The sequence below is a fragment of the Rhizobium herbae genome, from assembly GCF_019511375.1.
GTDB lineage: Bacteria > Pseudomonadota > Alphaproteobacteria > Rhizobiales > Rhizobiaceae > Pararhizobium > Pararhizobium herbae_A.
The window spans coordinates 779,997-802,698 of the sequence record NZ_JAEUAO010000002.1 but is presented as its reverse complement, the minus strand read 5'-3'; the positions used below and the strand labels follow the sequence as shown (position 1 = coordinate 802,698).

The window sequence follows — 22,702 nt, the reverse complement described above, 5'->3', positions numbered from 1 at the left end:
AGCCCCGGCATTGGAGGAGAGATACCGCTCCCGGTCACTTGGTGACATCTCCCCCTCAAGGGGGACGATCGGGCACTTGCGGCAACTCAAGCTCTCCAACCAGAGTGACGGATTTCGCTGCACTTTCAAAAGGACAGTCAGGGCAACCTCCCGCACCGCACCTGATCTCCCCCCTTGTGGGGGAGATGTCACGAAGTGACAGAGGGGGGTATTCGGGATGCGTGTCATACTCAAAAACCCATCCTCCCCGGATTGAAAATCCCCTTTGGATCGAACTTATGTTTCAATCGTGCCGACAGCGCGGCAACTGCCGGAACTTCGGGTTCGAATGCAGGCGTCTTCGCGCGAATGGCATCGGAAGCCCGCACGAGCGTCGCGTGTCCGCCACCGAGACCCTTGATGTAACGGCGCAGCAGATCTGCCTCGGCATCTGCTTCCATGCGCAGCCAGACGAGGCCGCCCTGCCAGTCGTAGAAGGCATCGACGCCGGCTTCCAGCCGAAGGGCTGCGACCAGTTGCTGGCCGGCGGAGGGGGCGACAGAAACACGCCAGAGCGGCTTTTGCGTGGCATCCGAATAGGGTTTGACGTCGCGGACTTGCCGCCAGAGGGATGTTGTCGCGTCGTGATCGAGAACCGCAACAGGCGCGACCGATGCGAAGGCGGCAACGAGCTTTTCGCGGCGGAGTTCAACGGAAGCGGCCAACCCCTCGAGCCTGAGCACAGTTGCCGGCCCGTCCGGAAGACCGCCACCGAGAAAACGCGATCGGACGCTTTCCGGCAGGTGTGCCGCACCCGAAACCTCGACCGGCAAAGCCATTGCCCGCGCCATGGCGGCTGCGGCTTGAGCATCATCCAGCCCCGACACAACGATCGTCGCGGAGGCCGGCGGCAGCGGCAGAACCTTGAATGTCACCTCCGTCAGAAGCCCCAATGTGCCGTGCGAACCACAGAGCAATTTGACGAGATCGAGCCCGGTGACGTTCTTCATCACCCTGCCACCGGATTTGATGACCTCCCCTGCGCCATTGGCGAACCGGATGCCGAGCAGGTGGTCCCGTGCAGCACCCGCCACCAGGCGGCGGGGGCCGGAGGCGTTGGTGGCGAAGACACCGCCGATCGTCGGTTCGCCCGCAGTCGCCATGACGCCGCGATGGTCGAGCGGCTCGAAGGCCAGCATCTGGCGGTTTTCAGCAATCACGGCCTCGATCTCGACAACCGGCGTTCCGGCCCTTGCCGTCATGGTCATTTCGGCTGGATTGTACGCAACCACCCCCGACAGTTTTCGCGTCGAGAGGAGCCGGTCGGCGGCCACGGGATTGCCGAGACCAGAGCGCGTTCCGCCGCCCTCTATCTTCAGCGTCAGGTCATTGCGGGCGATGGTGGCGACGATACCGGCCGCTTCCGTTTCGGTTTCCGGCTCGAATATGGGGATCATGCGATAGGACGTCCTTCGAGCGGAAAGACCTTGGACGGGTTCATGATCCATTGCGGGTCGAAGGCGGCGCGGGCCGCCATTTGCTGGTCGAGGTCGGCCGTGCTGAACTGATGCAGCATCAGGTCGCGTTTTTCGATGCCGACGCCATGTTCGCCGGTAAGGCAGCCGCCCGCCTCGACGCAGAGCTTGAGAATATCATTGCCCGCAGCTTCCGCGCGCGCGGCATCTTCCGGATCGTTGATGTTGTAGAGAATGAGCGGATGCATGTTGCCATCGCCGGCGTGAAAGACGTTGGCAACGCGCAGGCCGTATCCGTCGATGATCTCGCTGGTCTTCTTCAGGACATAGGAGAGCTGGCCGAGCGGCACCGTGCCGTCCATGCAGATATAGTCGGCGATGCGGCCGGTGGCGCCGAAGGCCGACTTGCGGCCCTTCCAGATCAGCGCCGCCTCTGTCGCCGACTGGCTCTCCTTGATCGTCGAGACGCCATGGCGGCGGGCGATCTCGATGATGTTCGAAAGCATCGCCTCCATCTCCGCTTCCGAGCCCTCGACCTCGACGATCAGCAACGCTTCGACGTCCATCGGATAGCCGGCATGCGCGAAGGCCTCGCAGATGCTTATCGCCGGCTTGTCCATGAATTCGATGGCGACCGGGATGATACCGGAACCGATGACTTCGGCGACGCAGGAACCGGCTTCTTCCGATGAAGCGAAGCCGAAGAGCACCGGGCGCGCGCCCTCCGGCTTGGCAATCAGCCGTACTGTCGCCTCGGTCACGATGCCAAGCTGGCCTTCGGACCCGCAGACGAGGCCGAGCAGGTCATAGCCCGGCGCATCCAGCGCCTTGCCGCCGAGTTCGATCACCGTTCCGTCGAACAGCACCATCTTTACGCCGAGCAGGTTGTTGGTCGTCACACCGTATTTCAGGCAGTGGGCGCCGCCGGAATTCATGCCGATATTGCCGCCGATGGTGCAGGCAAGCTGCGAACTCGGGTCCGGCGCGTAGAAGAATCCGTCGGCCGAAACGGCTTCGGAAATATTGAGGTTGGTCACACCGGCCTGAACCGTGGCGGTTCGGTTGGCGAAATCGATATCGAGAATGCGCGACATCTTCGACAGACCGATCACCACGGCATCCGCCTGCGGGATCGCGCCGCCGGACAGCGATGTGCCGGCACCGCGCGGCACGACGGGAATGCCGTAGCGGCTGCAATATCTCAGCACCGCTGCCACCTGCGCCGTCGTTTCCGGCAGGACAACGGCAAGCGGCACCTGGCGATAGGCGATGAAGGCATCCGTTTCGAAGGGTACCAGGCCGCGCCGCTCACTGATCAGGCAATCGGGGGGCAGAAGGTCCGCGAGGTCTTCGATGATCGCCGCGCGGCGGGAAAGGACGCTTTGCTTCGGCTCCAGAAAGGCGATCGTCTCCGGCATTTCGGCCTCCTGGTTCGTCCTGATGCGAGATTGGTATTTTTTCTTTACCACTACCATGAAGACGCAGCAAATGTTAATCAGTTTTTCCGTTTTCGAAACAATGGTCAAGATTGATGACAAACCTGGGCGATCTCGAGGTCTTCACCCGCGTCGTAGCGACCGGCAGCATGTCGGCCGCCGGCCGCGCGCTCGGTTTTTCGCCTGCCGTCATCTCCAAGCGCATCAAGCGGCTGGAAGACCGGCTCGGCACGCGGCTACTGCAGCGCACGACGCGGCAGATTTCGCTCACCGAAGCGGGACAAGGCTTCTACGATCGCGTGCTCGGCGTTCTCGCCGGCGTCGAGGATGCCGAGGCCTTCGCCTCCGGCCGCTCAGGCCAGCCGCAAGGAACGCTTCGTGTCACCGCGCCGACCTCTTTCGGCCGCATGCATGTCGCGCCGCATCTGGCCCACTTCCTCGAGATGCATACCGAACTTGTCGTGAATATCGTTTTGTCAGACGAGTTCACCGACATCGTCGCGGAAGGTTTCGATCTGGCCATCCGCATCGGCGAACTAGACGATTCCAGCCTCGTGGCACGAAAACTGGTGCCGGTCCGCCGCATCCTGTGCGCCTCGCCCGCCTATATCGAGCGCTTCGGCATACCGGAAACCGTCGATGATCTCGGCGTGCATGTCTGCCTGCGCCAGCACAACCACGACACCTGGAAGCTGGAAAGTCGGCAGGGGTCGCTGAGCTACAAGCCGCAGGGCCGGCTGATCACCAATTCGTCGGAAGTCGTGCGCGAAGCCGTCCTCTCCGGCGCCGGCATTGCACTGCGCTCGACCTGGGATATCGGTGGTGACCTGAAGTCCGGCAGGCTGCTGCAGGTCTTGCCTGCCTGGGAGGGCTCCAGCAATCTCTTCGTCTCCGCCCTCTACCCCAGCCGCCAGTTCCTGCCGGCCAAGGTGAGGCTGTTCATCGATTATCTGGCGGGGCTCTACGGGCCGCAGCCCTATTGGGAGCGGTAAGGCATTGCTTTTGGTACCATAGTTTGGTACTTAATCTCTATGAAAAGGCGGCACCTGACGACGCTCAGGCGGATTTTCGAGCGTCCCATCAGCGGCTCCATCCGGTGGTCTGACATCGAGGCTCTGTTCATCGCTCTCGGTGCCGAGATCAGCGAACAGGAAGGCTCGCGCGTCGGGGTGTTTCTCTTTGGTGAGGTTCGCGTGTTTCATCGACCGCATCCGTCTCCCGACACAGACAAGGGCGCGGTGGCGAGCATCCGCAAATGGCTTGAAAGTAAAGGCATCACCCATGAACAACATCATTGAAATCGACGGCCACAAGGCCGTGGTATCCCTGGACCCCGACATCGGCATGCTGCGCGGCGAATTTCTCGGGCTGAACGGCGGCGCGGATTTTTACGCGGAAAGTATTTCCGCTCTGCGTGAAGAAGGTGCAATTTCGCTGAAGGTCTTTTTAGAAATGTGCCGCGAGAAAGGTATATCGCCGTATCGCCAGTTTTCCGGCCGGTTCAACGTCCGCCTAGCGCCCGAGACCCATGAAGCGGCGGTGCTCGCAGCAAAGGCAGCGCAAAAGAGCCTCAACGAATGGGTTTCGGACGTGATCGAGGACGCAGCTACCAACCGATAGGAAGCTACGCCTTATCCTCCTCTGCATGATGTTTGCGGATCGAGCGGACGACGAGCCACATGGAGATGACGGCGACGGGTACGAAGAGACCTGTGAGAACGCTGGATTTCACCGGCAGCCCCTCGCTTTCCAAAGCTTTTGCCAGATAGCCGAACAGGCCGACGACATAATAGGAAATGGCGGCGACCGACAGGCCCTCGACGGTCTGCTGCAAGCGCAGCTGCAGCTTGGCACGGCGGTCCATCGAATTGAGAAGCGCACTGTTCTGACGCTCCAGTTCGACATCGACCCAGCTTCTGAGCAGAGCGGTCGCACGCGTCAGCTTGCGCGACAGGTTGGCCTGGCGTTCTTCGACCGACTGACAGGTGCGCATGGCCGGAGCCAGCCGCCGTTCGAGAAAGGTGCCGAGGGTTTCGTAACCCGGCACACCGGTTTCCGTCAGGGAGCGGATACGCTCCTGGACGATGCCGTAATAGGCGCGGCTGGCGCCGAACCGGTAGAGGCTGAGGGCAGCGCCCGCCTCCAGCTCTGCCGCGAGCAGCGTGATCTCGGCAAGCATCTCATCGGCCTTTTCGCGGACGCTGCCGCGCATCTTCTGGGTGACACCGGTCAGCCCGTCTTCGATACGGCGGATATCCGGCGACAGCGATTGCGCCAGAGGCAGCCCGAGCATGGCGAGCGTCCGGTAAGTCTCGATGTCGAGCAGTCGCTGTACCAGAGCACCCGTTCCCGCCTCCGTCATGCCCCGGTCGATGACGAGGATCTGCGTGAGGCCGTCCCCGTTCTGGCGGAAATCGGTGAGCACCACGGCCTGGCCGTTCTTGACGTCGCTGTAACAGAGACTGGTCGGGTCAAACGCGCTCATGGCTGCGCGGGTTTCTTCCGTGTCCGGCCGGATCTCGAGGCGGATGCCGGAAATCAGGTTTCCGGGTGGGGAAAAACCATCGCCAAACGGGTGGGTGATCACCTCGCCGCCGAAACGGTCGGGAATGACGCCGTCCCAGAAATAGGTCGAGAATTCGGTATGCCGCTCCCAGCGCAGTGTACCCTGGCCCCAGGACATGGCGTGATGGTTGGCTTCGCGGCTCGGGGGCGAGACGCCGCGGGCGCGCGACAGTTCGGACAGGACGGCGTGATCGACGGCCGAGCCGCCGTCCGTCATGAAGGCGAGTTGGAAGATGACGCGCGGCGATGTCACCAGCGCATAGGGACGCGAATGGATCTCGCCCAGCGCCTGCGCGCGGGCCGGTGCCGACGGAAATGCAAAACTGCCCTTGCCCATGAGGCGTTTTCCCCTCTCACGCGTCAATCAGAACCGTCTTATCAACAGGTGGAGCAAAAAGGAAAGGACGCTTTGACGCAGCTGCAACTTTGTTCCCGAGAACATTTTCACAAAGTGGCTAGAGAAATTGACCACTTTGGCGCAGGTGACTAGATTGGCGCCAAGGAGAGCCGCCGTGACCGACGATACCATTGATGCCTACGCCCGCATCCCTCACAGCCGGACATCCGCCGAAATCATCCAGCAGATCGAGCTCCTTATACTCGAAGGCGTGTTGCGCGACAACGAGCGGCTGCCAAGCGAAAGGGAGTTGTCGCGCCGGTTCGACGTGTCCCGGCCCATTTTACGCGAGGCGCTGAAGGAATTGGAGGCACGCGGACTGCTTATCAGCCATCACGGCGGCGGCACCTTCGTGGCGGATGTCATCGGCCAGATCTTTTCCAAGCCGGTGATCGAACTGATTGGCCGGCACCAAAAGGCGACGCAGGATTATCTCGAATATCGCCGCGAACTGGAGGGCATGACGGCCGCGTTTGCGGCTCGGCGTGCCACCCGCTTCGACAAGGAAATGTTAACACGCATCATGGAAGAGATGCGCGCCGCCCATCGCGCAGCTTCGGCCGAAGGCGGGCTCAAGACCGATGTCGAACTGCACAGCGCCATCGGCGAAGCGGCCCACAACATCATCCTGCTGCATACGCTGAGGGCCTGCTACCGGCTCTTGAGCGGCGGCATCTTCTTCAGCCGCGAGATGCTGTTCGCGGCGCCCGGCGCAGGTGACAAACTGCTCGCCCAGCACGAAGCCATCTACGAGGCCATCATGGCGGGTGATGCCCAGGCAGCGCGGGAGGCGGCACAGGCCCATATCGATTTCATCATCACGGCAACCCGCGAGGCGGAACGGACGGGGGAATGGGCGCGCATTTCGCAGCTGCGGCTGCAACAGCGGGGCGGCCAGACCGGCGCTTCTCCGGCCAGGCCACCTGCAGTTCACCTTCCTGATAACAGCGACCGCTAAATAATTTCCGTGGGCATCTCGCCAATGCCGCAAACATGCCCTAAAAGGACGCGAACGGCACATTTTGGTCGCGCAATCTCACTAAGTTGCGCGTCTTGCGCGCCTCCGCCCCGCTCCATAAGGGGCGGCGCGAATACGATATGTGTTTCATAAAATCTGCTCGTTTACAGGCCGCATAAAGCGAGCATAATCAAGCGATATTGCAGATTGATTGATTCTTTTTTGAAGGGATGCCCCGACGTTGAACATTCTGAATCGCATAGCCGCAGATGTACGCCTGATGTTCCGCCGTCCGGTGAGAATGCAATGTGCAGCGCTATGTTATCGGTTCAAGAAGAAGAGCGCGGCGCCGGAAATGCTGCTCATTACCAGCCGTGACACGGGTCGCTGGGTCATCCCCAAGGGTTGGCCCATGGAAGGCAAGATGTGTCATGAAGCCGCCGCACGCGAGGCCTATGAAGAAGCTGGAGTGAAAGGCGACGCCGATCCAGTGCGGATCGGTTTTTATGTATACGACAAAGCCATGGATTCCGGCCTGAAGGTTGAATGCATGGTGCAGGTCTACCCGCTGGTTGTCCTCAGCATGCAGAAGAATTTCCCCGAAAAGGGGGCCCGGAAGATGGAATGGGTAAGCTTTTCAGAAGCCGCCAATCGCGTCGCCGAGCCGATGCTCAAGGATATCATTCTGGGCTTTGAAAAGCGTCTGCTTGCCACCATGAACCCGCTCCCGCAGGCGGTGCCCCAATAAGCTCCAGACATCACATGGATAGCCTGACGCGAGCTAAGTCTGATCCCGCTGCGCCTTCCAGCGCCTCTGCGGCATGAACCGGAGAACAGACGGTGGCAAAGCCGCGCCCGCGCCTCGAAAAACCGACGCTCGACGAGTATCTGGACAAGGTAACGCTGGCTGAACAGGCCACGCAGCATGTCCTCAAGCCTTGGGCGGGCGTTGGCCTTGGCCTTCTCTTCCTGATCGTCAGCATGATTTTTGCCGCTGCCTATGTGTCCGAGCAGCCGGGCTACCTGATCATCATTGCCGCAGCCGCGATCGCCGGCTACATGGCGATGAATATCGGCGCCAACGACGTCACCAACAATGTCGGCGCAGCGGTCGGGTCGCGGGCGATGACCATGACGGCAGCGCTTGTGATCGCCGCCATCTTCGAAGTGACCGGAGCCGTGTTTGCCGGCGGCCGCGTTGTGTCCACCATCGAGGCCGGCATTGTCGACGCTGCCCAGATGCCGGCGGGCCCTCCCTTCGTCTGGGTGATGATGGCGGCACTGATGTCGGCTGCCGTGTGGATCAACATCGCCACTTGGTCCGGAGCACCGATTTCCACCACCCACTCGATCGTCGGCAGTATTCTCGGCGCGGGTGTCGCCGCGGCTGGCTTTTCCGCCGTGCACTGGGCATCGCTTGCGGGCATAACGGCGAGCTGGATGGTCTCTCCCATCCTCGGCGGCGGCATCGCGGCGCTGCTCCTTGCCTTCATCAAGACCTTCATCATCTACCGGGAAGACAAGATCGATGCGGCGATCTTCTGGACCCCCGTCCTGATTGCCACGATGACCGGTGCATTTGCCGCTTATCTTGCGGTAATCGGGCTGGAAAAAGTCGTCGACGTCTCCCTGGTCAACGGCATCCTGATCGGCTTGGCGGTATTCATTCTCACCATAGCGGCGGCCAGGCCATGGATCGTCCGTCAGGCTCAAGGGCTTGACAACCGCAACCAGTCGCTGCGCAAGCTGTTCCGCATGCCGCTGATCCTTTCGGCAGCCCTTTTGTCCTTCGCTCATGGCGCCAACGACGTTTCCAATGCAGTCGGCCCGCTTTCGGCGATCGTGGCAACCGTCAACGGCGCATCCCTCTACAAAACGGCTGAGGTTCCGCTCTGGGTCATGCTGATCGGCGCATTCGGTATTTCCTGCGGCCTGCTTCTGTTCGGGCCGAAACTGATCCGCGTCGTCGGCGAGGAGATCACCAAGCTCAATCCGATGCGCGCCTATTGCGTTGCCCTCGCGACGGCGATCACCGTCATTCTAGCAACCTCGCTCGGCTTGCCGGTGTCGACCACCCATACGGCGGTCGGGGCTGTGTTCGGGATCGGTTTCTTCCGCGAATGGTTTACCCGCAACTCCAAGCGGCGCCTTGAATATGTCCGCCAGAAGACCGGGCACATGGACTTCGAACGGCGTGTTGCGCACAGCCCCGAGGAGTTGCACCGGCGCCGGCTGGTGCGACGATCGCATTTCATGACGATCGTTGCAGCATGGATCATCACTGTCCCGTTTTCGGCACTGCTTTCAGCAGTCGTCTACTCTATCCTCGCGGCGCTGTTCATCTAAAGGATCTGACAATGCGTGCCAATTTCCGCATGCAGCGGCTTTTCGTCAACGCGCCACTCTCCATGGGCGCCGTTTACGAAGCCAGCAAGGAACAGTTCAACTACCTCGTCAACGTATTGCGCTTTGAAGCAGGCGATGCCGTTCTCGTCTTCAACGGCCGCGACGGCGAATGGCGGGCGGAGCTTTCCTTGCCAAGCAAGAAGCGCCTGCTCTTGACCGCAACCGAACAGACGCGGCCGCAGCCGGCTCCCTGTGACCTTCATTACCTGTTCGCGCCGCTAAAGGTCGGCAGGCTCGATTATCTCGTCCAGAAGGCCGTCGAAATGGGCGCCGGGTTGCTGCAGCCGGTGATGACGCAGCACGTCCAGGGCAAGATCACCAGCATGGACCGGGTCCGGGCCAATGTCATCGAAGCGGCCGAGCAATGCGGCGTGCTCGGCATTCCGCAGGTGCTTGAGCCGCGCAAGCTGGAAGATGTCCTGGAGGCCTGGCCAAAGGAACGGCGCATCATCTTCTGCGACGAGGGAGATGCCGGACAAGACCCGCTGCCGATCCTTGCGTCCGTAAAGGAGACGAGGCTGGCTCTGCTGATCGGCCCGGAAGGCGGCTTTTCGGATGCGGAGCGCACCTTGCTGCGCAGCCTCGACTTCGTCACCGCGATCCCGCTCGGGCCGCGGATCCTTCGAGCCGATACGGCGGCGGTCGCGGCCATGGCCGTTATCCAGGCCTCTATTGGTGACTGGCGGTAGCGACTGTGTCTTTTTGGTGCCGGCAAGGTGTTGAAAATTTGAACCAGCCTTGAAACAATTTTGCTTGCACCACACCTCAATCCGGTTCAATCACCCTCCTGATATCTGCCGTCCGGCAGGTTCCGCCTGTTCAAAAGAAGACGCCCATGGCCAGAGATACCACCGACCAGACGCCGGTCAGTTCCATCGCAGACCTGACCGAATATCTCGCCCAGGGCAACAAGCCGAAGGACAGGTTCCGCATCGGAACCGAGCATGAGAAGTTCGCATTCTTCAAGGCCGACAACAGCCCTGTGCCCTATTTCGGCGAGGCCAGCATCTCGGCGCTTCTGAACGGAATGGCGAAAAAGAGCGGCTGGGAGCCGATCATCGACGCCGGCAACATCATCGGGCTTGCCGAACAGTCCGGCCAGGGCGCGATCTCGCTGGAGCCTGGCGGCCAGTTCGAGCTTTCGGGCGCGCCGCTCGAAAACCTGCACCAGACCTGCAAGGAATCCAACCAGCATTTGGCCGTGCTGCGCGAGATCGCCGAGCCGCTCGGTATCCGTTTCCTCGGCATCGGCGGTTCCCCGAAATGGACGTTCGCGGAAACGCCGCGCATGCCAAAATCCCGCTACGACATCATGAGCCGCTACATGCCGAAAGTCGGCACCCAGGGGCTGGACATGATGTACCGCACCTGCACGATCCAGGTGAATCTCGACTTCTCCTCCGAAGAGGACATGCGCCGCAAGATGCAGGTGTCACTGAAGCTGCAGCCGCTGTCGACGGCGCTGTTTGCCAGTTCGCCTTTCACCGACGGCAAGCCGAACGGACTGCTCTCCTGGCGCGGCAGTATCTGGCGCGACACCGACAACCAGCGCGCCGGCGTATTGCCTGCCGCATTCAACGCCGATTTCGGGTTCGAGGATTATGTCAAATGGGCGCTCGACGTGCCGATGTATTTCGTCGTGCGCGACGGCCGCTACCACGACTGTACGCACGTCACCTTCCGCCAGTTCATGAACGGCGCCTTGAAGGGTGAACTCGCCGACTGGCAGCCCAATATGGGCGACTGGACCAATCATCTCTCGACGCTTTTCCCCGACGTGCGGCTGAAGCGCTTCCTCGAGATGCGCGGCGCCGACGGCGGGCCGTGGCGGCGCATCTGCGCGCTGCCGGCCTTCTGGGTCGGCCTGCTTTACGACGATGCAGCGCTCGATGCAGCCGAGGACCTGACGCGCTCTTGGACCTATGAAGATACGATCGCCATGCGCGAGGCGGTGCCGGCGAAGGCGCTGGCTGCGACGCACAGGGGCTCGCCGCTGTTCGACATCGCCCGCGAGGTGCTGTCGATTTCCCGCCTCGGCCTGAAGAACCGCAACCGGCTGAATGGCGACGAGGTCGATGAAAGCATTTTCCTTGCGCCGCTGGATGAGGTGTTGGCGAAGAAGGCTACGCTCGCCGAGGATTTGCTTTCGCTTTACAATGGCCGCTGGAACCGCTCGGTCGACCCGGTTTTCACCGAGTACCAGTATTGAGCCGCTAGAAGCGTTTCTTCAGGAAGTACCGGGGAATGGCATTCGGCCCGCCTTCGAGCTCGCCGAATACCTGATAACCAAGCTTTTCGTAGAAGGGCCTGGCCTGGAACTCGAACGTATCCAGCCAGACGCCGATATACCCCCGCGCGCGAGCGAGAGTCTCGGCTTCCTGGATCAGGCGCGAGCCAAGCCCCTGGCCGCGATACTCATCCGGTATCGCCAGATATTTAACAAAGGCCCAGCCATAGCCGGGGCGGGATTTTCCGCTATGATCTCGATGATGGGCGGCTTCATGTGTTTGTCCGATCTTCAAAATGGCGACTACCAATAGCACCAACTGCTCGCTTTGGGAGTGTCGACTGCCTCGCCCCGGCGTGCTGCATTGGCCCTGCGTCTGTCCCGACTAATAAAAAACGTTCCCACACCGCTTTTTCCCATTATAGTGCAACGACATGCGTCGTTTCGCCCGCAGGAGAGGACTGGAGATGATTCCGCTTTTTGACATGATGATGCAGGCGCAGAACGGCAATGCCATTGACGTGATGGCCAGGCAATTTGGGCTTGCTCAGGAACAGATGGCCAAGGCGACCGCCGCGCTGATGCCGGCCTTCTCGACCGCGTTCAAGCGCAATACCGCCAATCCCTATGACTTCGGTGCCTTGCTGGCCGCCATGTCGAGCGGCAACTATGCGCCGTATTTCGAGGACATGAGCAAGGCCTTCACGCCGCAGGGCATGGCCGACGGCAACGGCATTCTCGATCAGCTTTTCGGCTCCAAGGACATGTCCCGTGCGATCGCCGCGCAGGCGGCCCAAATGACCGGCATCGGACAGGAAATCTACAAGCAGATGTTGCCGGTGATGGCGAGCGCGATCATGGGCGGACTGTTCAAGCAAGCCTCCGGGCAGATGAGCGGCGCGCAGAACCCCTTCGCCAGCACGCCGATGGAAGCGATGATGAAACCGTGGCTGGAGGCATCCGGCTTTACCAAGAAGCCGGAACCGGCACCCAATCCCTTCGACAATCCCTTCACGCAAGCCATGCAGAATTTCTTCGGCATGGCCAAGCCCGAACAAAAGCAGCAGCCTGCGCCCGACATGTTCGCCGCGAACCCCTTCATCAAGGCGTTCCAGGACATGATGGGCGGTGGTGCGGCGGCGAAGGAGCCGGAAAAGAAACCGGCCGACAAGGATCCGACGGCGCCCTTTACCGAGATGTTCAATACGATGTTCGACAGCGGCATCGAGGCGCAGAAGGAATATCAGAAGAGCATCGACAGTCTGTTCGACCAATATCGGAAAAACACCTCCGCCTGATCGAGCGGTGTTGGCCGTCAGAACCTCAAACAAAAAAGCCCGGTGCCGGCCTTGGGGACCGCACACCGGGCAAGCAGCAGGGCAATTGGCTCTAACCCTGCGGGGAACGGTAACGCACAGAGGCGGCTGCGCGTTCCTGTCGCGCGGACCGTCGTTCAACGTCTGAGGCGCGCAACAAAACTTTCAACTGCCGAGGAAGCCCTGACCTGTCACTCAGGAATTCCGCCGCGAATGCATCCGTCAATCGAGACGCGCGTTCCTGTAAAACGTGTTCGTCCGATTGCGCGACGCCTGCGTCAGGTAACGGCCGGGCTCGTCGAAAAACGACGAGGTCAGCGCCTCGTGCACTTCTTCCCGGCAGAGCCCCATATCGAGCAACTGATGATCATCGAGGTCGCTCAGGCTGCCGATCGCTTTTCGGTTTCGCAGAAGGCGCCATACCGATTTCAACACGCCCGTCAGCCCCGTCTGGCGGGACGTCGCGGACAGCTTCCCGGTGAGGGTTAGGTCGAGAGTGTGATCGGTCGTGCGCATGATAATGCTCCTTTTTTCAGGCACGAAGCGACCCGTCCCGCCGCAGGGAGGTCGGCGCGGGGGAGGGTCGAAACTTGATGATGGTTCAGCGCCGCCACATGCGCGCCGAAGCGGTGATTGATGTCGTTTGCAGGGTCAGATTCGCAAATCCTTATTGATCAGTCCAACGAATGTTTCTAATGATATTCATCAAACAATTTTATGAGTAACTTTTGGGAGCGTGGACATGTCCGCACCACTCGATATCGACCAGCTTCAGACTTTTGTTGCCATTGCGGATACCGGCAGCTTCACCAAGGCGGCCGACCGGGTCTTCAAGACCCAGTCTGCCGTCTCGATGCAGATGCGCCGGCTGGAGGAACGCATTGGTAAGCAGCTCTTTGCGAAGGACGGCCGCGGCAACCGGCTGACGACGGAGGGCGATCGCCTCCTGAACTTCGCGCGGCGGATGATTCGTCTCAACAACGAGGCGATCGCCTCGTTCGACGATAACCGGCTGGAAGGGACTCTGCGGATCGGCACGCCCGACGACTACGCCGACCGCTACATGCCGGAGATCATCGTCCGCTTCGCCAAGACCCATCCGAACGTCGAACTCTTCATCGTCTGCGAGCCCTCGGTGGACCTAGCCGAGAAGATGGCCAAGGGGGATCTCGATATCGCGCTCGTCACGCACAACCCGCGCGCCCGCGCCTCGGATGTGGTGCGCACCGAGCCGCTCTGCTGGGTAAGCTCCATCAACCACCCGCTGCCGGAAAACGCGCCGGTGCCGCTCGCCGTGGGCAAACGCGATTGCCTGTGGCGGCAGGCCGCCTGCTCGGCGCTTGATGCGACCGGCAAGGAATACAACATCCTGTTCACCAGTTGGTCGTCGACCGTCGTCGCGGCGGCGGTGCTCGCCGGCATGGCGGTATCGGTACTGCCGGAATCGGCGCTGCGCACCGGCATGAAAGTGCTGACCCAGGCCGACGGCTTCCCGGCGCTGGCGCCGGTACAGATCGGCATCATGAAGCGGCCCGGCCTGTCACCGTCGCTGTCGAATGCGATCACCAATCACATCACCGCCTGTCTCGACAACATCACACCGACGACAGCAACCGATGATCTGGATGGCGACATGAAGAACTTCCCGCGCTACCCGCGGCTGCGCCAGAGCCATATGCTCCCGGGCTGGTAAGCAACGCTACAACCAAAAGCGCCGCGCTTCTTTCGAAGCGCGGCCGCTTTGTATTCCCCAATATTGATATCCGGCCCTAAACAGCGGCCGTAAAATGCCTGATGCAATATAGGTTGGTCATTTAGCCACGCCACCAAGGGTTGACGTGGATCATATACTCCAATCCGAAGCGTCACCAAAGATGGCGCCGCTGACCATTTTTGGGCAAATCATTCCATCCCGGCAGTGGCCTTAACCGCCCTGCTTGATTGGGCCTTCCACCAAGCTGAGCAACAGCCTTTCAAAACCCGGATTCGACTACAAGAGCGCCGGGGGGAGGCCTGCAACCCGTCAGGCCAGCTTCGCCTTCAAAAACTCGACCGTCCGGCCCCAGGCGAGATCGGCAGCTTTCTTGTCATAGCGGGCAGCCGAGGTGTCGTTGTTGAAGGCATGATTGACGCCGTCGTAGATGTGGATCGTGAAATCCTTGCCGCTGTCGGTCAGGGTCTTCTTGTAGGCTTCGATGCCCGCATTGGTGCGCTCGTCCAGCCCGGCATAGTGCAAGAGCAGCGCGGCCTTGATCTTCGGCACGTCCTCGGCCGGCGGCTGGGCACCGTAATAGGCGACACCGGCCTTCAGATCGGGCGACGCAACGGCCAGCTTGTTGACAATGCCGCCGCCCCAGCAGAAGCCGATCGCCCCCACCTTTCCGGTCGTTGTGTCATTGCCCTGCAGGAAGGCCACGCTTGCCACGGCATTGTCGACCGTCTGCTTGCCGTCCAGCGCGCTGATCATTTCGCGCGCCTTGTCCTCGTCCGAAGGCGTGCCGCCGGCGGGCGAGAGGAAATCCGGTGCGAGAGCAACGAAACCCTCCAGCGCCACGCGGCGGGCGACATCGCGGATATGCCGATTGAGCCCACGGTTCTCATGGATGACGATGACGGCGGGGAGCTTGCCTGACGCATCGGCCGGCTGCACGAGATAGCCCTTCATGTCGCCGCCGGTGCCCGGATAGGTAATATCCTCGCCCTTCACACGAGGATCCGCCTCGGGAACGATTTCCGCCTGTGCGCTGTTGGCGGCCAACAAGGGCGCGATCGCGGCCGCACTCGCCGCCGATCCTGTCAGCACCGTCAGCTTCTGCATGAACGATCGTCTGTCGAGGGTGAGATGCGTGTATTCGTCATAGGCGTTGATCATCGCCTGGGTGATGACGGGCGTTTCCATGATGTCCTCCTCATGGTTGAACCGATGACAAGAAAACTGTGTCATCTGTTCAGGGGTCAAGGTCATGGGGAGTGGATTGACGCGAAAGTGATTGACCGCGGCAAGAGACTAGCTCAGATTTAGGACGATACGCCCGTCGATCGCGCCCTTTTCCATGTGTTCGAAGATAGCGTCTATATTTTCGAGCTTATCCCAGCTGAAATGAGCCGCAATCTTTCCTTCAGAACCGCGACAAACCGGAAGCGTGGCAGGGCCCGCGCTTCCGGCCCGCTGGTCTTACTGCATGTACCAGCCGTGGCTGACGACGAGCGACTGGCCGGTCAGCGCATTGGTCTCGAAACCGGCAAACAGAAGCGCGACTTCTGCCACGTCATCGACCGTGGTGAATTGCGTATCGACGGTGCCGCCGAGCATCATCTTCTTGACGACCTCCTCCTCGGACATCCCGAGCCTCTGGGCCTGTTCCGGGATCTGCTTCTCGACGAGGGGCGTCTTGACGAAGCCGGGGCAGATGACATTGGCGCGCACGCCGTCCGGTCCGCCTTCCTTGGCGACCACGCGGGCAAGACCGAGCAGGCCGTGCTTGGCCGTGACATATGCCGACTTCAGCGGCGAAGCCTCGTGCGAATGCACCGAGCCCATATAGATGATCGCGCCGCCCTTCTGCGCCTTCATGTGCGGAATGCAGGCCTTGGTGGTGAGGAAGGCGCCGTCGAGATGGATGGCAAGCATCTTCTTCCAGTCGGAAAATGCATAGTCCTCGATCTTGTTGACGATCTGGATGCCGGCATTGGAAACCAGCACATCCACCCTGCCCCATCTTTCGACGACCGCAGCGACGCCGGAATTGACGGCTTCCTCGCTGGTCACGTCCATCGCAAGGCCGATCGCCTCGCCCGGTCCTGCCGCCGTCAGATCTTTCGCCGTCGCCTCGGCCGCCTCGAGCTTCAGATCGGCGATGACGACCTTGGCGCCTTCCGACACGTATTTTTTGGCGATCGCCAGGCCGATGCCGCTGGCAGAGCCGGTGACGATGCAGACCTTGTCTTTGAGCTTCATGGACTTAACTCCCTATTTTGCAAGATAATCATGGACCACTTCGCCGAGTCCCAGCGTCAGGTCCGAAAGAATATGGACGGCGGATCTGACTTCAAGCACCGGCAGATCGGCAACCGGCGCCAGCGCATGCGGAAACAGCGCCAGCGCGCCCGGCCCTTCCCATGCGCCCTTCACTGTCACGTCTTCGAGATAGTATCGAACCAGCTCGCAGATGCGCGGCGTGCAATCGACATGCGGCATGATCTTCAGCATGAAATTCGGCTGCTTCAGCGTCTCCAGAACCTTCGCCGCGTCGAGCGTGCGGTGCTTGAAGCCCATCGTCGCCGTGGCCACCCGCTGGCCGCCATAGTCGAGCGTGCCGACCAGTGCATCCTTGACCGATGCCAGCGAGGGTTCGGCGAGTTTCTTCGGAAAACCCCAGATCTCGCGGCCGCCGGCGATCGGCGCGTCGTCGTTGAGGTACATGGAGTGGACATAGCCGCCATGCACACCCTGATACGTGACCGGGATGACCTGGCCGGACTCGGTGTAGTCGCCGAATCCGGTCGAATCGGGCATGCGGATGAACTCGTATTTCACCAGCGGCTCATCGAATTGCAGCGGCTCCGGCACTACGCGGCGCAGAGCCTGCGGATCGGTGCGGTAGGTAATGATCATGTATTCGCGATTGACGAAGCGGTAGGGCCCCGGCGGATAGGACGGGCTGGTCAGCGGCATCGCGAAGGCATTGCGGACCACATCTTCGATCTTCATGGTTTGCTCCTGCGCTGCCGTTGTTCGGCAAGGTCAAAGACACGGATTCCATTTCTTGGGCGAGTGCGTTTCTGCCAATCCGGGTGGTTCAGCGTCTCGACCACATCGTCATGCCCGGCCTTCCAGTGCTCCTCCACCGACAGGCGGGAAAACTCGTAGTCCTTGGACTGGCTTTCATAGGCGGCGTGGCGATAAATCAGGTGCACCAACGTGACGGCGCAATCATTGCCGATCCTTTCCAGGAACTGCGCATCGGGATCGTCCTTCAGTTCGTCCGGCAGCTTTTCCATCAGCCGCTTGGCAGCCATGCGGATGCCTTGCAGCTTGCGGAACTGGTCGGTGTTCAAGCGCGTGCGGCTAGAATAGCGGATTTCCTTCTCGCGCGCCTGAACGTCGAACAGATCCTTCGGCAACTGGCCCCTGGCGCTGAACAGGTCGACCTGGAAGATGCAGAGATCGCTTTCCAGCTCAGGGCCTGAAAGAATCCGCTGCAACGGCGTGTTGGAAACGATGCCGCCGTCCCAATAATACCGGCCGTCGATTTCGACCGGCGCGAACCCCGGAGGCAAGGCGCCGGAGGCTGCTATGTGCTTCGCCGAAAAGGCGCAGTGATTATTGTCGAAATAGTTGAAGTTGCCGCTCACGACATCGACGGCACCGAGGCTGAGACGGATGGCGCCGGAATTGATCAGGTCGAAATCGACGAGTTCGGCAAGCGTTTCCGCAAGCGGTGCCGTGTCGTAGAGGCTGATGGCCGCCAGCGGATCGCCCGGAATATTCCAGGGCGTGAAAGCGCGCGGCTTGAAGAAACCGGGAACGCCGGTCAGCGAGCCCAAAAAGGCGGAGGATTCGTTGAACCACTTGCGCATCACATCGCCGTTTCCGAGAAAATGGCCGGAAAGACCGGAGGAAACGCGATGCCAGAAGGTGCGCAGATTGTCGACACGGCGGTTGACCGGGCTTCCGGCAATGATCGCCGAATTGATTGAACCGATCGAGATGCCGGCAAGCCAATCGGGCCGGATACCGGCCTCGTGCAGCGCCTCGTACGCGCCGGCCTGATAGGCGCCGAGAGCGCCGCCGCCCTGAAATACCAGCACGGTTTTTTCTGTCGGAATGGTGCTCACCGGATACTTACCTCTGGAATGCTGCGATTGCGAACAGGCAACGCCCGGGCGGGATGTCTCGTTCCGTTTCACAGATTAAGTTTTCGTAATGCGGAAAAGCGCTGAGAGGGAAAATGCTCAATTCAATTCAAAGACTTGTGGTTTTGGTTGCGCGCTGTTCGTGGCGGATGATAGTGCAGCTTCCGGGTGCACGCAATGCAACAGAATTTGACAGGCCAAGGATCAAACGCCGGCGATATGCGCCGCGAACAATACCCAGAGCACGGCATTCAAGACGAAGCCGGTGACGAAGAAACGCTGGCGCAGCTTTAGCCGGTTCGACGTCACATGCACATAGGCGTGGGCAAAGCGGCTGAGGACAAAGAGCCAGGCAAGGGCAAGAACTGCATGGTTCACGCCGGCGGTCAGATAAAGCAGGATGCAGACAAGGAAGAACAGCACCGGCAGTTCGAACTGGTTGATCAGGCTGCGCGCGGCCGTGGCGCTCGGGGCTGGTTCGATCGCCGGCACCCAGTAATCCTGCGCCCGGGCCAGGCCGGCGCGGACGGCCCGCATCCGGCGCTTCAGCATCAGGAAATAGACGGCATGGATGAGCGCGACCTGTGCGATGACCGGCCAGAAGATCGCAGTCGATGTGGGCATGGGCACTCCGTCGAATTGAGCCATCGATATGTACAGCTAGCCAGCCGGAAGTCCATATGAGGACGGATCGCCGCCGTCTCAAGCGCCTTGCTTGACACTTCTTTTGCGAATGACGAAGGTTCGAAACCCCGGCCTGCCGAGGCCATAGCAGAAAGCATCGCATGTCCGAACAGCACACGCCGACCAGCCCCCTGCCCACCCATCACCTGTCCTCGATGAGCGGGCGCGATCCGCACGAGCATCATCGGGTCGCAACGCCGCTGGAGCTTCTGTTCGACCTCACCTTCGTCATCGCCTTTGGGCTGGCCGCATCGCAACTTGCCCACCTGCTTGCCGAGGGACACTACGCTGCCGGGCTTCTGGGCTTCAGCTTCGCGATGTTCGCCACCTGCTGGGCCTGGGTGAATTTTTCCTGGTTCGCCTCGGCGTTCGACACGGACGACTGGATCTATCGCGTAACGACCATGGTGCAGATGGTCGGCGTGCTCATCCTTGCCCTCAGCCTGCCGCGCTTGTTCGCGTCGCTCGACCACGGAGCATATGTCGATAACGGCATCATGGTGCTTGGCTATGTCGTCATGCGCGTGGCGATGATCTTCCAATGGCTGCGCGCCGCCCGGCAATATCCGGAGGGGCGGGCAGCCTGCTTCGCCTATGCATCGACGATTTTCGTGGCGCAGATCGGCTGGATCGCCCTGATCTTCATCAACATGCCGCTGCTTCCGACAATGATGTGCTCCGGCGCGCTCATTCTGGTCGAGTTGACGGGTCCGGTGCTCGCCGAGCGCAAGGCCGGCGGCACGCCATGGCATGCGCATCATATAGCCGAGCGCCATGGCCTGCTGGCGATGATCGCGCTTGGCGAAGGCGTCGTCGGCACGGTCGCTTTGATCTCTGCCATTGTCGAGGCGCAGGGCTGGAGCATCGACGCGATCCTCATCTGCGTTGCCGGCACAGGCCTTACCTTCGGCATGTGGTGGCTATACTTTCTGCTGCCGTCCGGACAGGTGCTTCATCACCACCGGCAAAGGTCTCTCGTCTGGGGTTATGGCCACATCCTGGTCTTCGCGGCCATCGCCGCGACCGGAGCGGGGCTACATGTCGCCGCCTATTATATCGAACACAAGGCGCATATCGGTGCCGTTGCTACGGTGCTCACGGTTGCCGTTCCCGTCTTTGCCTATGTCGCGCTGATCTTCGCTCTCTATGTATATCTGCTGCGCAGCATGGAGAGCTTCTATCTCCTGCTAATGGCCGGAACGGCCGCGATTGTCGTCCTTGCCGTCATCGGTGCGGCCGTTGGCATCGGCATGGCCTTCTGCCTCATCATTCTGATGCTTGCCCCGATGGTTCCCGTGGCCGGCTACGAAATCAAGGGACATCACTATGGTACCAAGGCTCTCCGGCAAGTGCTCGAATCCTGATAGTCTAAAGAAAAAGCGGCGAAGACATCTCCGCCGCTTTCCAAGTCTTGTAGCGCCTCAGGCTATTCTCAAGCCGCGCCCGGATAGTTCGGGCTTTCGCGCGTGATCGTCACGTCATGGGCATGGCTTTCGCGCAGCCCTGCACCGGAGATGCGCACGAAGGTGGCTCGCTCCTGGAAGTCCTTGATCGTCTTGCCGCCGACATAGCCCATCGAGGCCTTGAGGCCGCCGGCAAGCTGGTGCAGCACGCCGGAGACCGGGCCCTTGTAGGGCACCTGACCTTCGATGCCTTCCGGCACGAGCTTCAGCGTGTCGCGCACTTCCGCCTGGAAATAACGGTCCGCCGAGCCGCGCGCCATGGCGCCGACCGACCCCATGCCGCGATAGGCCTTGAACGAGCGGCCCTGATAGAGGAACACCTCGCCCGGGCTTTCGTCGGTACCGGCGAGCAGCGAGCCGATCATGCAGGCGGATGCGCCGGCGGCGATGGCCTTGGCCAGATCGCCGGAGAACTTGATGCCGCCATCGGCAATGACCGGAATACCCGACGCCTGCGCCGCTTCGACCGCTGCCATGATGGCCGCGAGTTGCGGTACGCCGACACCGGCGACGATGCGCGTGGTGCAGATCGAGCCAGGGCCGATACCGACCTTGACCGCATCAGCGCCGGCATCGATGAGCGCCTTGGTACCATCGGCGGTGGCGACGTTGCCGGCCATGATGCGCACCGAATTCGACATCGTCTTGACCTTGGTCACCGCATCGAGAACCCGCTGGGAATGGCCGTGCGCCGTGTCGACAACGATCAGGTCGACACCGGCTTCGATCAGCCGCTCGGCCCGTTCGACACCATCGTCTCCGACGCTGATGGCGGCTGCGGCACGCAGGCGGCCCTGCGCGTCCTTTGAAGCATTCGGATTGAGTTGCGACTTCTCGATGTCCTTGACGGTGATCAGGCCGACGCAACGCCCGCCGCCGTCGACGACGAGCAGCTTTTCGATGCGATGCGCATGCAGAAGGCGCTTGGCCTCCTGCTGGTCGACGTTTTCCTTGACCGTGATGAGATTTTCCCGGGTCATCAGTTCATAGATCTTCTGCGCCGGATCCGACGCGAAGCGGACGTCGCGGTTGGTGAGGATGCCAACGAGACGACCGGGCTTGCCGCCGCTTGCATTCTCAACGACCGGGATGCCGGAGATCGAGTACGTCTTCATCAGGGCGAGCGCATCGGCAAGCGTGGCATCGGGGCCGATGGTGACCGGGTTGACGACCATGCCGCTTTCGAACTTCTTGACCTGACGAACCTGTTCGGCCTGCTCGACCGGCGTCAGATTGCGGTGGATGACGCCGATGCCGCCCGCCTGCGCCATGGCGATCGCCAGACGGCCTTCGGTGACGGTATCCATGGCAGACGACAGGATCGGAAGGTTGAGGTCGATGTCCTGGGCGATGCGAGTGGCGATGTTCGTCTGCCCCGGCATCACCTCGGAATGTCCAGGTTGAAGGAGCACGTCGTCGAAGGTCAGTGCCTCCAGACCGGTTGCCGTTTCAATGATGCGAGCCATGGCCAATCCCTTCAATAGATGAAACGCTCCGCGGACGGTCTTGGGAAACGGTCCGGAAAGACTTGCAAGAGTTTCTTGGAAGTTGGCGAGGGCTCGTAACACGGATATGACGGGATGGAAAGTCCAAAGGCCCGGCGAAAACGCCGGGCCTGCCAAGATTTTCGTGCAATGCGTGATCGCAGGCGCATCTGATTTCGAACTGGTAGGTCTCCGGCACGAAGCGATAGCCCTGGCCGATTCTTTCGATGAAACCGACCGCCAGTGATGTCATTCCCTCTGCTTTCGGTTCGCTCTGCCCAAAGGCGGCCCTGTTTCTCACAAAAGGCGTGCCAATGCACCTGCTGCTGCGGCGCCAAACAGCGTGCGGCGGCTCAAGGAAATCGATGTGGTCATGAATGGTCTCCCTCAGTTACCGGAACTGGGGCGCCGCAGCCTCCATTCGGCAAGGCAACATCTAGGGTCTTGACAGAGGAA

The 22,702-nt window shown here is 61.0% G+C and carries 22 protein-coding genes and 1 pseudogene; 11 read left to right on the top strand and 12 right to left on the bottom strand.

Going from position 1 to position 22,702, the window contains the following annotated elements:
• Positions 1 to 230: 230 nt before the first annotated feature.
• Positions 231 to 1,436 carry a glycolate oxidase subunit GlcE gene (gene glcE / locus JNB71_RS11070; RefSeq protein ID WP_220371839.1) on the bottom strand — a complete coding sequence of 402 codons (1,206 nt, stop codon included), beginning with the start codon at positions 1,434 to 1,436 and terminating at the stop codon, positions 231 to 233.
• Entirely contained in the window at positions 1,433 to 2,872 is a 1,440-nt protein-coding gene (locus JNB71_RS11065; RefSeq protein ID WP_220371838.1) for an FAD-linked oxidase C-terminal domain-containing protein, read from the bottom strand. Before JNB71_RS11065 ends, glcE begins: the two co-directional genes overlap by 4 nt.
• 113 nt (positions 2,873 to 2,985) lie before the next feature.
• Between JNB71_RS11065 and JNB71_RS11060 the strand changes: the two genes are divergently transcribed.
• Genes JNB71_RS11060 through JNB71_RS11050 form a run of 3 tightly spaced genes read left to right on the top strand, consistent with a single transcriptional unit; the run spans position 2,986 to position 4,510 of the window.
• The gene (locus JNB71_RS11060; RefSeq protein ID WP_220371837.1) at positions 2,986 to 3,882 is read left to right on the top strand and encodes a LysR family transcriptional regulator; all 897 of its coding nucleotides are present in this window, start codon (positions 2,986 to 2,988) and stop codon (positions 3,880 to 3,882) included.
• A 39-nt stretch (positions 3,883 to 3,921) separates the two neighbouring features.
• Positions 3,922 to 4,188, top strand: a complete 267-nt coding sequence (locus JNB71_RS11055; RefSeq protein WP_220371836.1) for a type II toxin-antitoxin system HicA family toxin — start codon at positions 3,922 to 3,924, stop codon at positions 4,186 to 4,188.
• Positions 4,172 to 4,510, top strand: a complete 339-nt coding sequence (locus JNB71_RS11050; protein ID WP_220371835.1) for a type II toxin-antitoxin system HicB family antitoxin — start codon at positions 4,172 to 4,174, stop codon at positions 4,508 to 4,510. Before JNB71_RS11055 ends, JNB71_RS11050 begins: the two co-directional genes overlap by 17 nt.
• 4 nt (positions 4,511 to 4,514) lie before the next feature.
• Here the strand turns inward: JNB71_RS11050 and JNB71_RS11045 are convergent, their stop codons facing one another.
• On the bottom strand, positions 4,515 to 5,792 hold the full coding sequence (locus JNB71_RS11045; RefSeq protein WP_220371834.1) for a DUF3422 family protein: 1,278 nt from the start codon (positions 5,790 to 5,792) through the stop codon (positions 4,515 to 4,517).
• 175 nt (positions 5,793 to 5,967) lie between these two features.
• On the opposite strand from JNB71_RS11045, the gene JNB71_RS11040 reads away from it, so the two are divergent.
• From JNB71_RS11040 to JNB71_RS11020, 5 genes are all read left to right on the top strand, one after another.
• Positions 5,968 to 6,810 (top strand): FCD domain-containing protein, encoded by an 843-nt coding sequence (locus JNB71_RS11040; RefSeq protein ID WP_220371833.1) that lies wholly within the window; start codon positions 5,968 to 5,970, stop codon positions 6,808 to 6,810.
• Between the two features lie 241 nt (positions 6,811 to 7,051).
• Positions 7,052 to 7,558 carry an NUDIX hydrolase gene (locus JNB71_RS11035; RefSeq protein ID WP_220371832.1) on the top strand — a complete coding sequence of 169 codons (507 nt, stop codon included), beginning with the start codon at positions 7,052 to 7,054 and terminating at the stop codon, positions 7,556 to 7,558.
• Between the two features lie 92 nt (positions 7,559 to 7,650).
• A complete protein-coding gene (locus tag JNB71_RS11030; protein ID WP_220371831.1) occupies positions 7,651 to 9,156 on the top strand; it encodes an inorganic phosphate transporter in 1,506 nt (501 codons plus the stop codon).
• A gap of 11 nt (positions 9,157 to 9,167) precedes the next feature.
• Positions 9,168 to 9,905, top strand: coding sequence for a 16S rRNA (uracil(1498)-N(3))-methyltransferase (locus JNB71_RS11025; RefSeq protein WP_220371830.1), 738 nt, complete (start codon positions 9,168 to 9,170; stop codon positions 9,903 to 9,905).
• 146 nt (positions 9,906 to 10,051) lie between these two features.
• On the top strand, positions 10,052 to 11,425 hold the full coding sequence (locus tag JNB71_RS11020) for a glutamate--cysteine ligase (protein ID WP_220371829.1): 1,374 nt from the start codon (positions 10,052 to 10,054) through the stop codon (positions 11,423 to 11,425).
• Positions 11,426 to 11,429: 4 nt separating this feature from the next.
• On the opposite strand, the gene JNB71_RS11015 is transcribed toward JNB71_RS11020, so the two are convergent.
• A complete protein-coding gene (locus JNB71_RS11015; RefSeq protein ID WP_346657251.1) occupies positions 11,430 to 11,759 on the bottom strand; it encodes a GNAT family N-acetyltransferase in 330 nt (109 codons plus the stop codon).
• A gap of 151 nt (positions 11,760 to 11,910) precedes the next feature.
• Here JNB71_RS11015 and JNB71_RS11010 point away from each other — a divergent pair, with 151 nt between their 5' ends.
• Positions 11,911 to 12,741 (top strand): DUF937 domain-containing protein, encoded by an 831-nt coding sequence (locus JNB71_RS11010; protein WP_220371828.1) that lies wholly within the window; start codon positions 11,911 to 11,913, stop codon positions 12,739 to 12,741.
• A 240-nt stretch (positions 12,742 to 12,981) separates the two neighbouring features.
• Here JNB71_RS11010 and JNB71_RS11005 read toward each other — a convergent pair whose 3' ends face one another.
• Entirely contained in the window at positions 12,982 to 13,275 is a 294-nt protein-coding gene (locus JNB71_RS11005; RefSeq protein WP_220371827.1) for a DUF1127 domain-containing protein, read from the bottom strand.
• A 226-nt stretch (positions 13,276 to 13,501) separates the two neighbouring features.
• Here JNB71_RS11005 and JNB71_RS11000 point away from each other — a divergent pair, with 226 nt between their 5' ends.
• Positions 13,502 to 14,452 (top strand): LysR substrate-binding domain-containing protein, encoded by a 951-nt coding sequence (locus tag JNB71_RS11000; RefSeq protein WP_037133086.1) that lies wholly within the window; start codon positions 13,502 to 13,504, stop codon positions 14,450 to 14,452.
• 330 nt (positions 14,453 to 14,782) lie between these two features.
• On the opposite strand, the gene JNB71_RS10995 is transcribed toward JNB71_RS11000, so the two are convergent.
• The 6 genes and pseudogenes from JNB71_RS10995 to JNB71_RS10975 form a co-directional block, all read right to left on the bottom strand.
• The gene (locus JNB71_RS10995; protein WP_220371826.1) at positions 14,783 to 15,658 is read right to left on the bottom strand and encodes a dienelactone hydrolase family protein; all 876 of its coding nucleotides are present in this window, start codon (positions 15,656 to 15,658) and stop codon (positions 14,783 to 14,785) included.
• 108 nt (positions 15,659 to 15,766) lie between these two features.
• Positions 15,767 to 15,880: pseudogene (locus JNB71_RS24425) on the bottom strand (zinc-dependent alcohol dehydrogenase); the annotation flags it as partial.
• A gap of 54 nt (positions 15,881 to 15,934) precedes the next feature.
• The gene (locus JNB71_RS10990; RefSeq protein ID WP_220371825.1) at positions 15,935 to 16,717 is read right to left on the bottom strand and encodes a 3-hydroxybutyrate dehydrogenase; all 783 of its coding nucleotides are present in this window, start codon (positions 16,715 to 16,717) and stop codon (positions 15,935 to 15,937) included.
• Between the two features lie 12 nt (positions 16,718 to 16,729).
• Entirely contained in the window at positions 16,730 to 17,470 is a 741-nt protein-coding gene (locus tag JNB71_RS10985; RefSeq protein ID WP_220371824.1) for an acetoacetate decarboxylase, read from the bottom strand.
• On the bottom strand, positions 17,467 to 18,597 hold the full coding sequence (locus tag JNB71_RS10980) for a DUF3734 domain-containing protein (RefSeq protein WP_220371823.1): 1,131 nt from the start codon (positions 18,595 to 18,597) through the stop codon (positions 17,467 to 17,469). Before JNB71_RS10980 ends, JNB71_RS10985 begins: the two co-directional genes overlap by 4 nt.
• A gap of 222 nt (positions 18,598 to 18,819) precedes the next feature.
• Positions 18,820 to 19,239, bottom strand: coding sequence for an MAPEG family protein (locus JNB71_RS10975; RefSeq protein ID WP_220371822.1), 420 nt, complete (start codon positions 19,237 to 19,239; stop codon positions 18,820 to 18,822).
• 161 nt (positions 19,240 to 19,400) lie between these two features.
• Between JNB71_RS10975 and JNB71_RS10970 the strand changes: the two genes are divergently transcribed.
• Positions 19,401 to 20,663 (top strand): low temperature requirement protein A, encoded by a 1,263-nt coding sequence (locus JNB71_RS10970; RefSeq protein WP_223215814.1) that lies wholly within the window; start codon positions 19,401 to 19,403, stop codon positions 20,661 to 20,663.
• Between the two features lie 68 nt (positions 20,664 to 20,731).
• On the opposite strand, the gene guaB is transcribed toward JNB71_RS10970, so the two are convergent.
• Entirely contained in the window at positions 20,732 to 22,228 is a 1,497-nt protein-coding gene (gene guaB, locus JNB71_RS10965) for an IMP dehydrogenase (RefSeq protein WP_220371821.1), read from the bottom strand.
• Positions 22,229 to 22,702 lie beyond the last annotated feature (474 nt).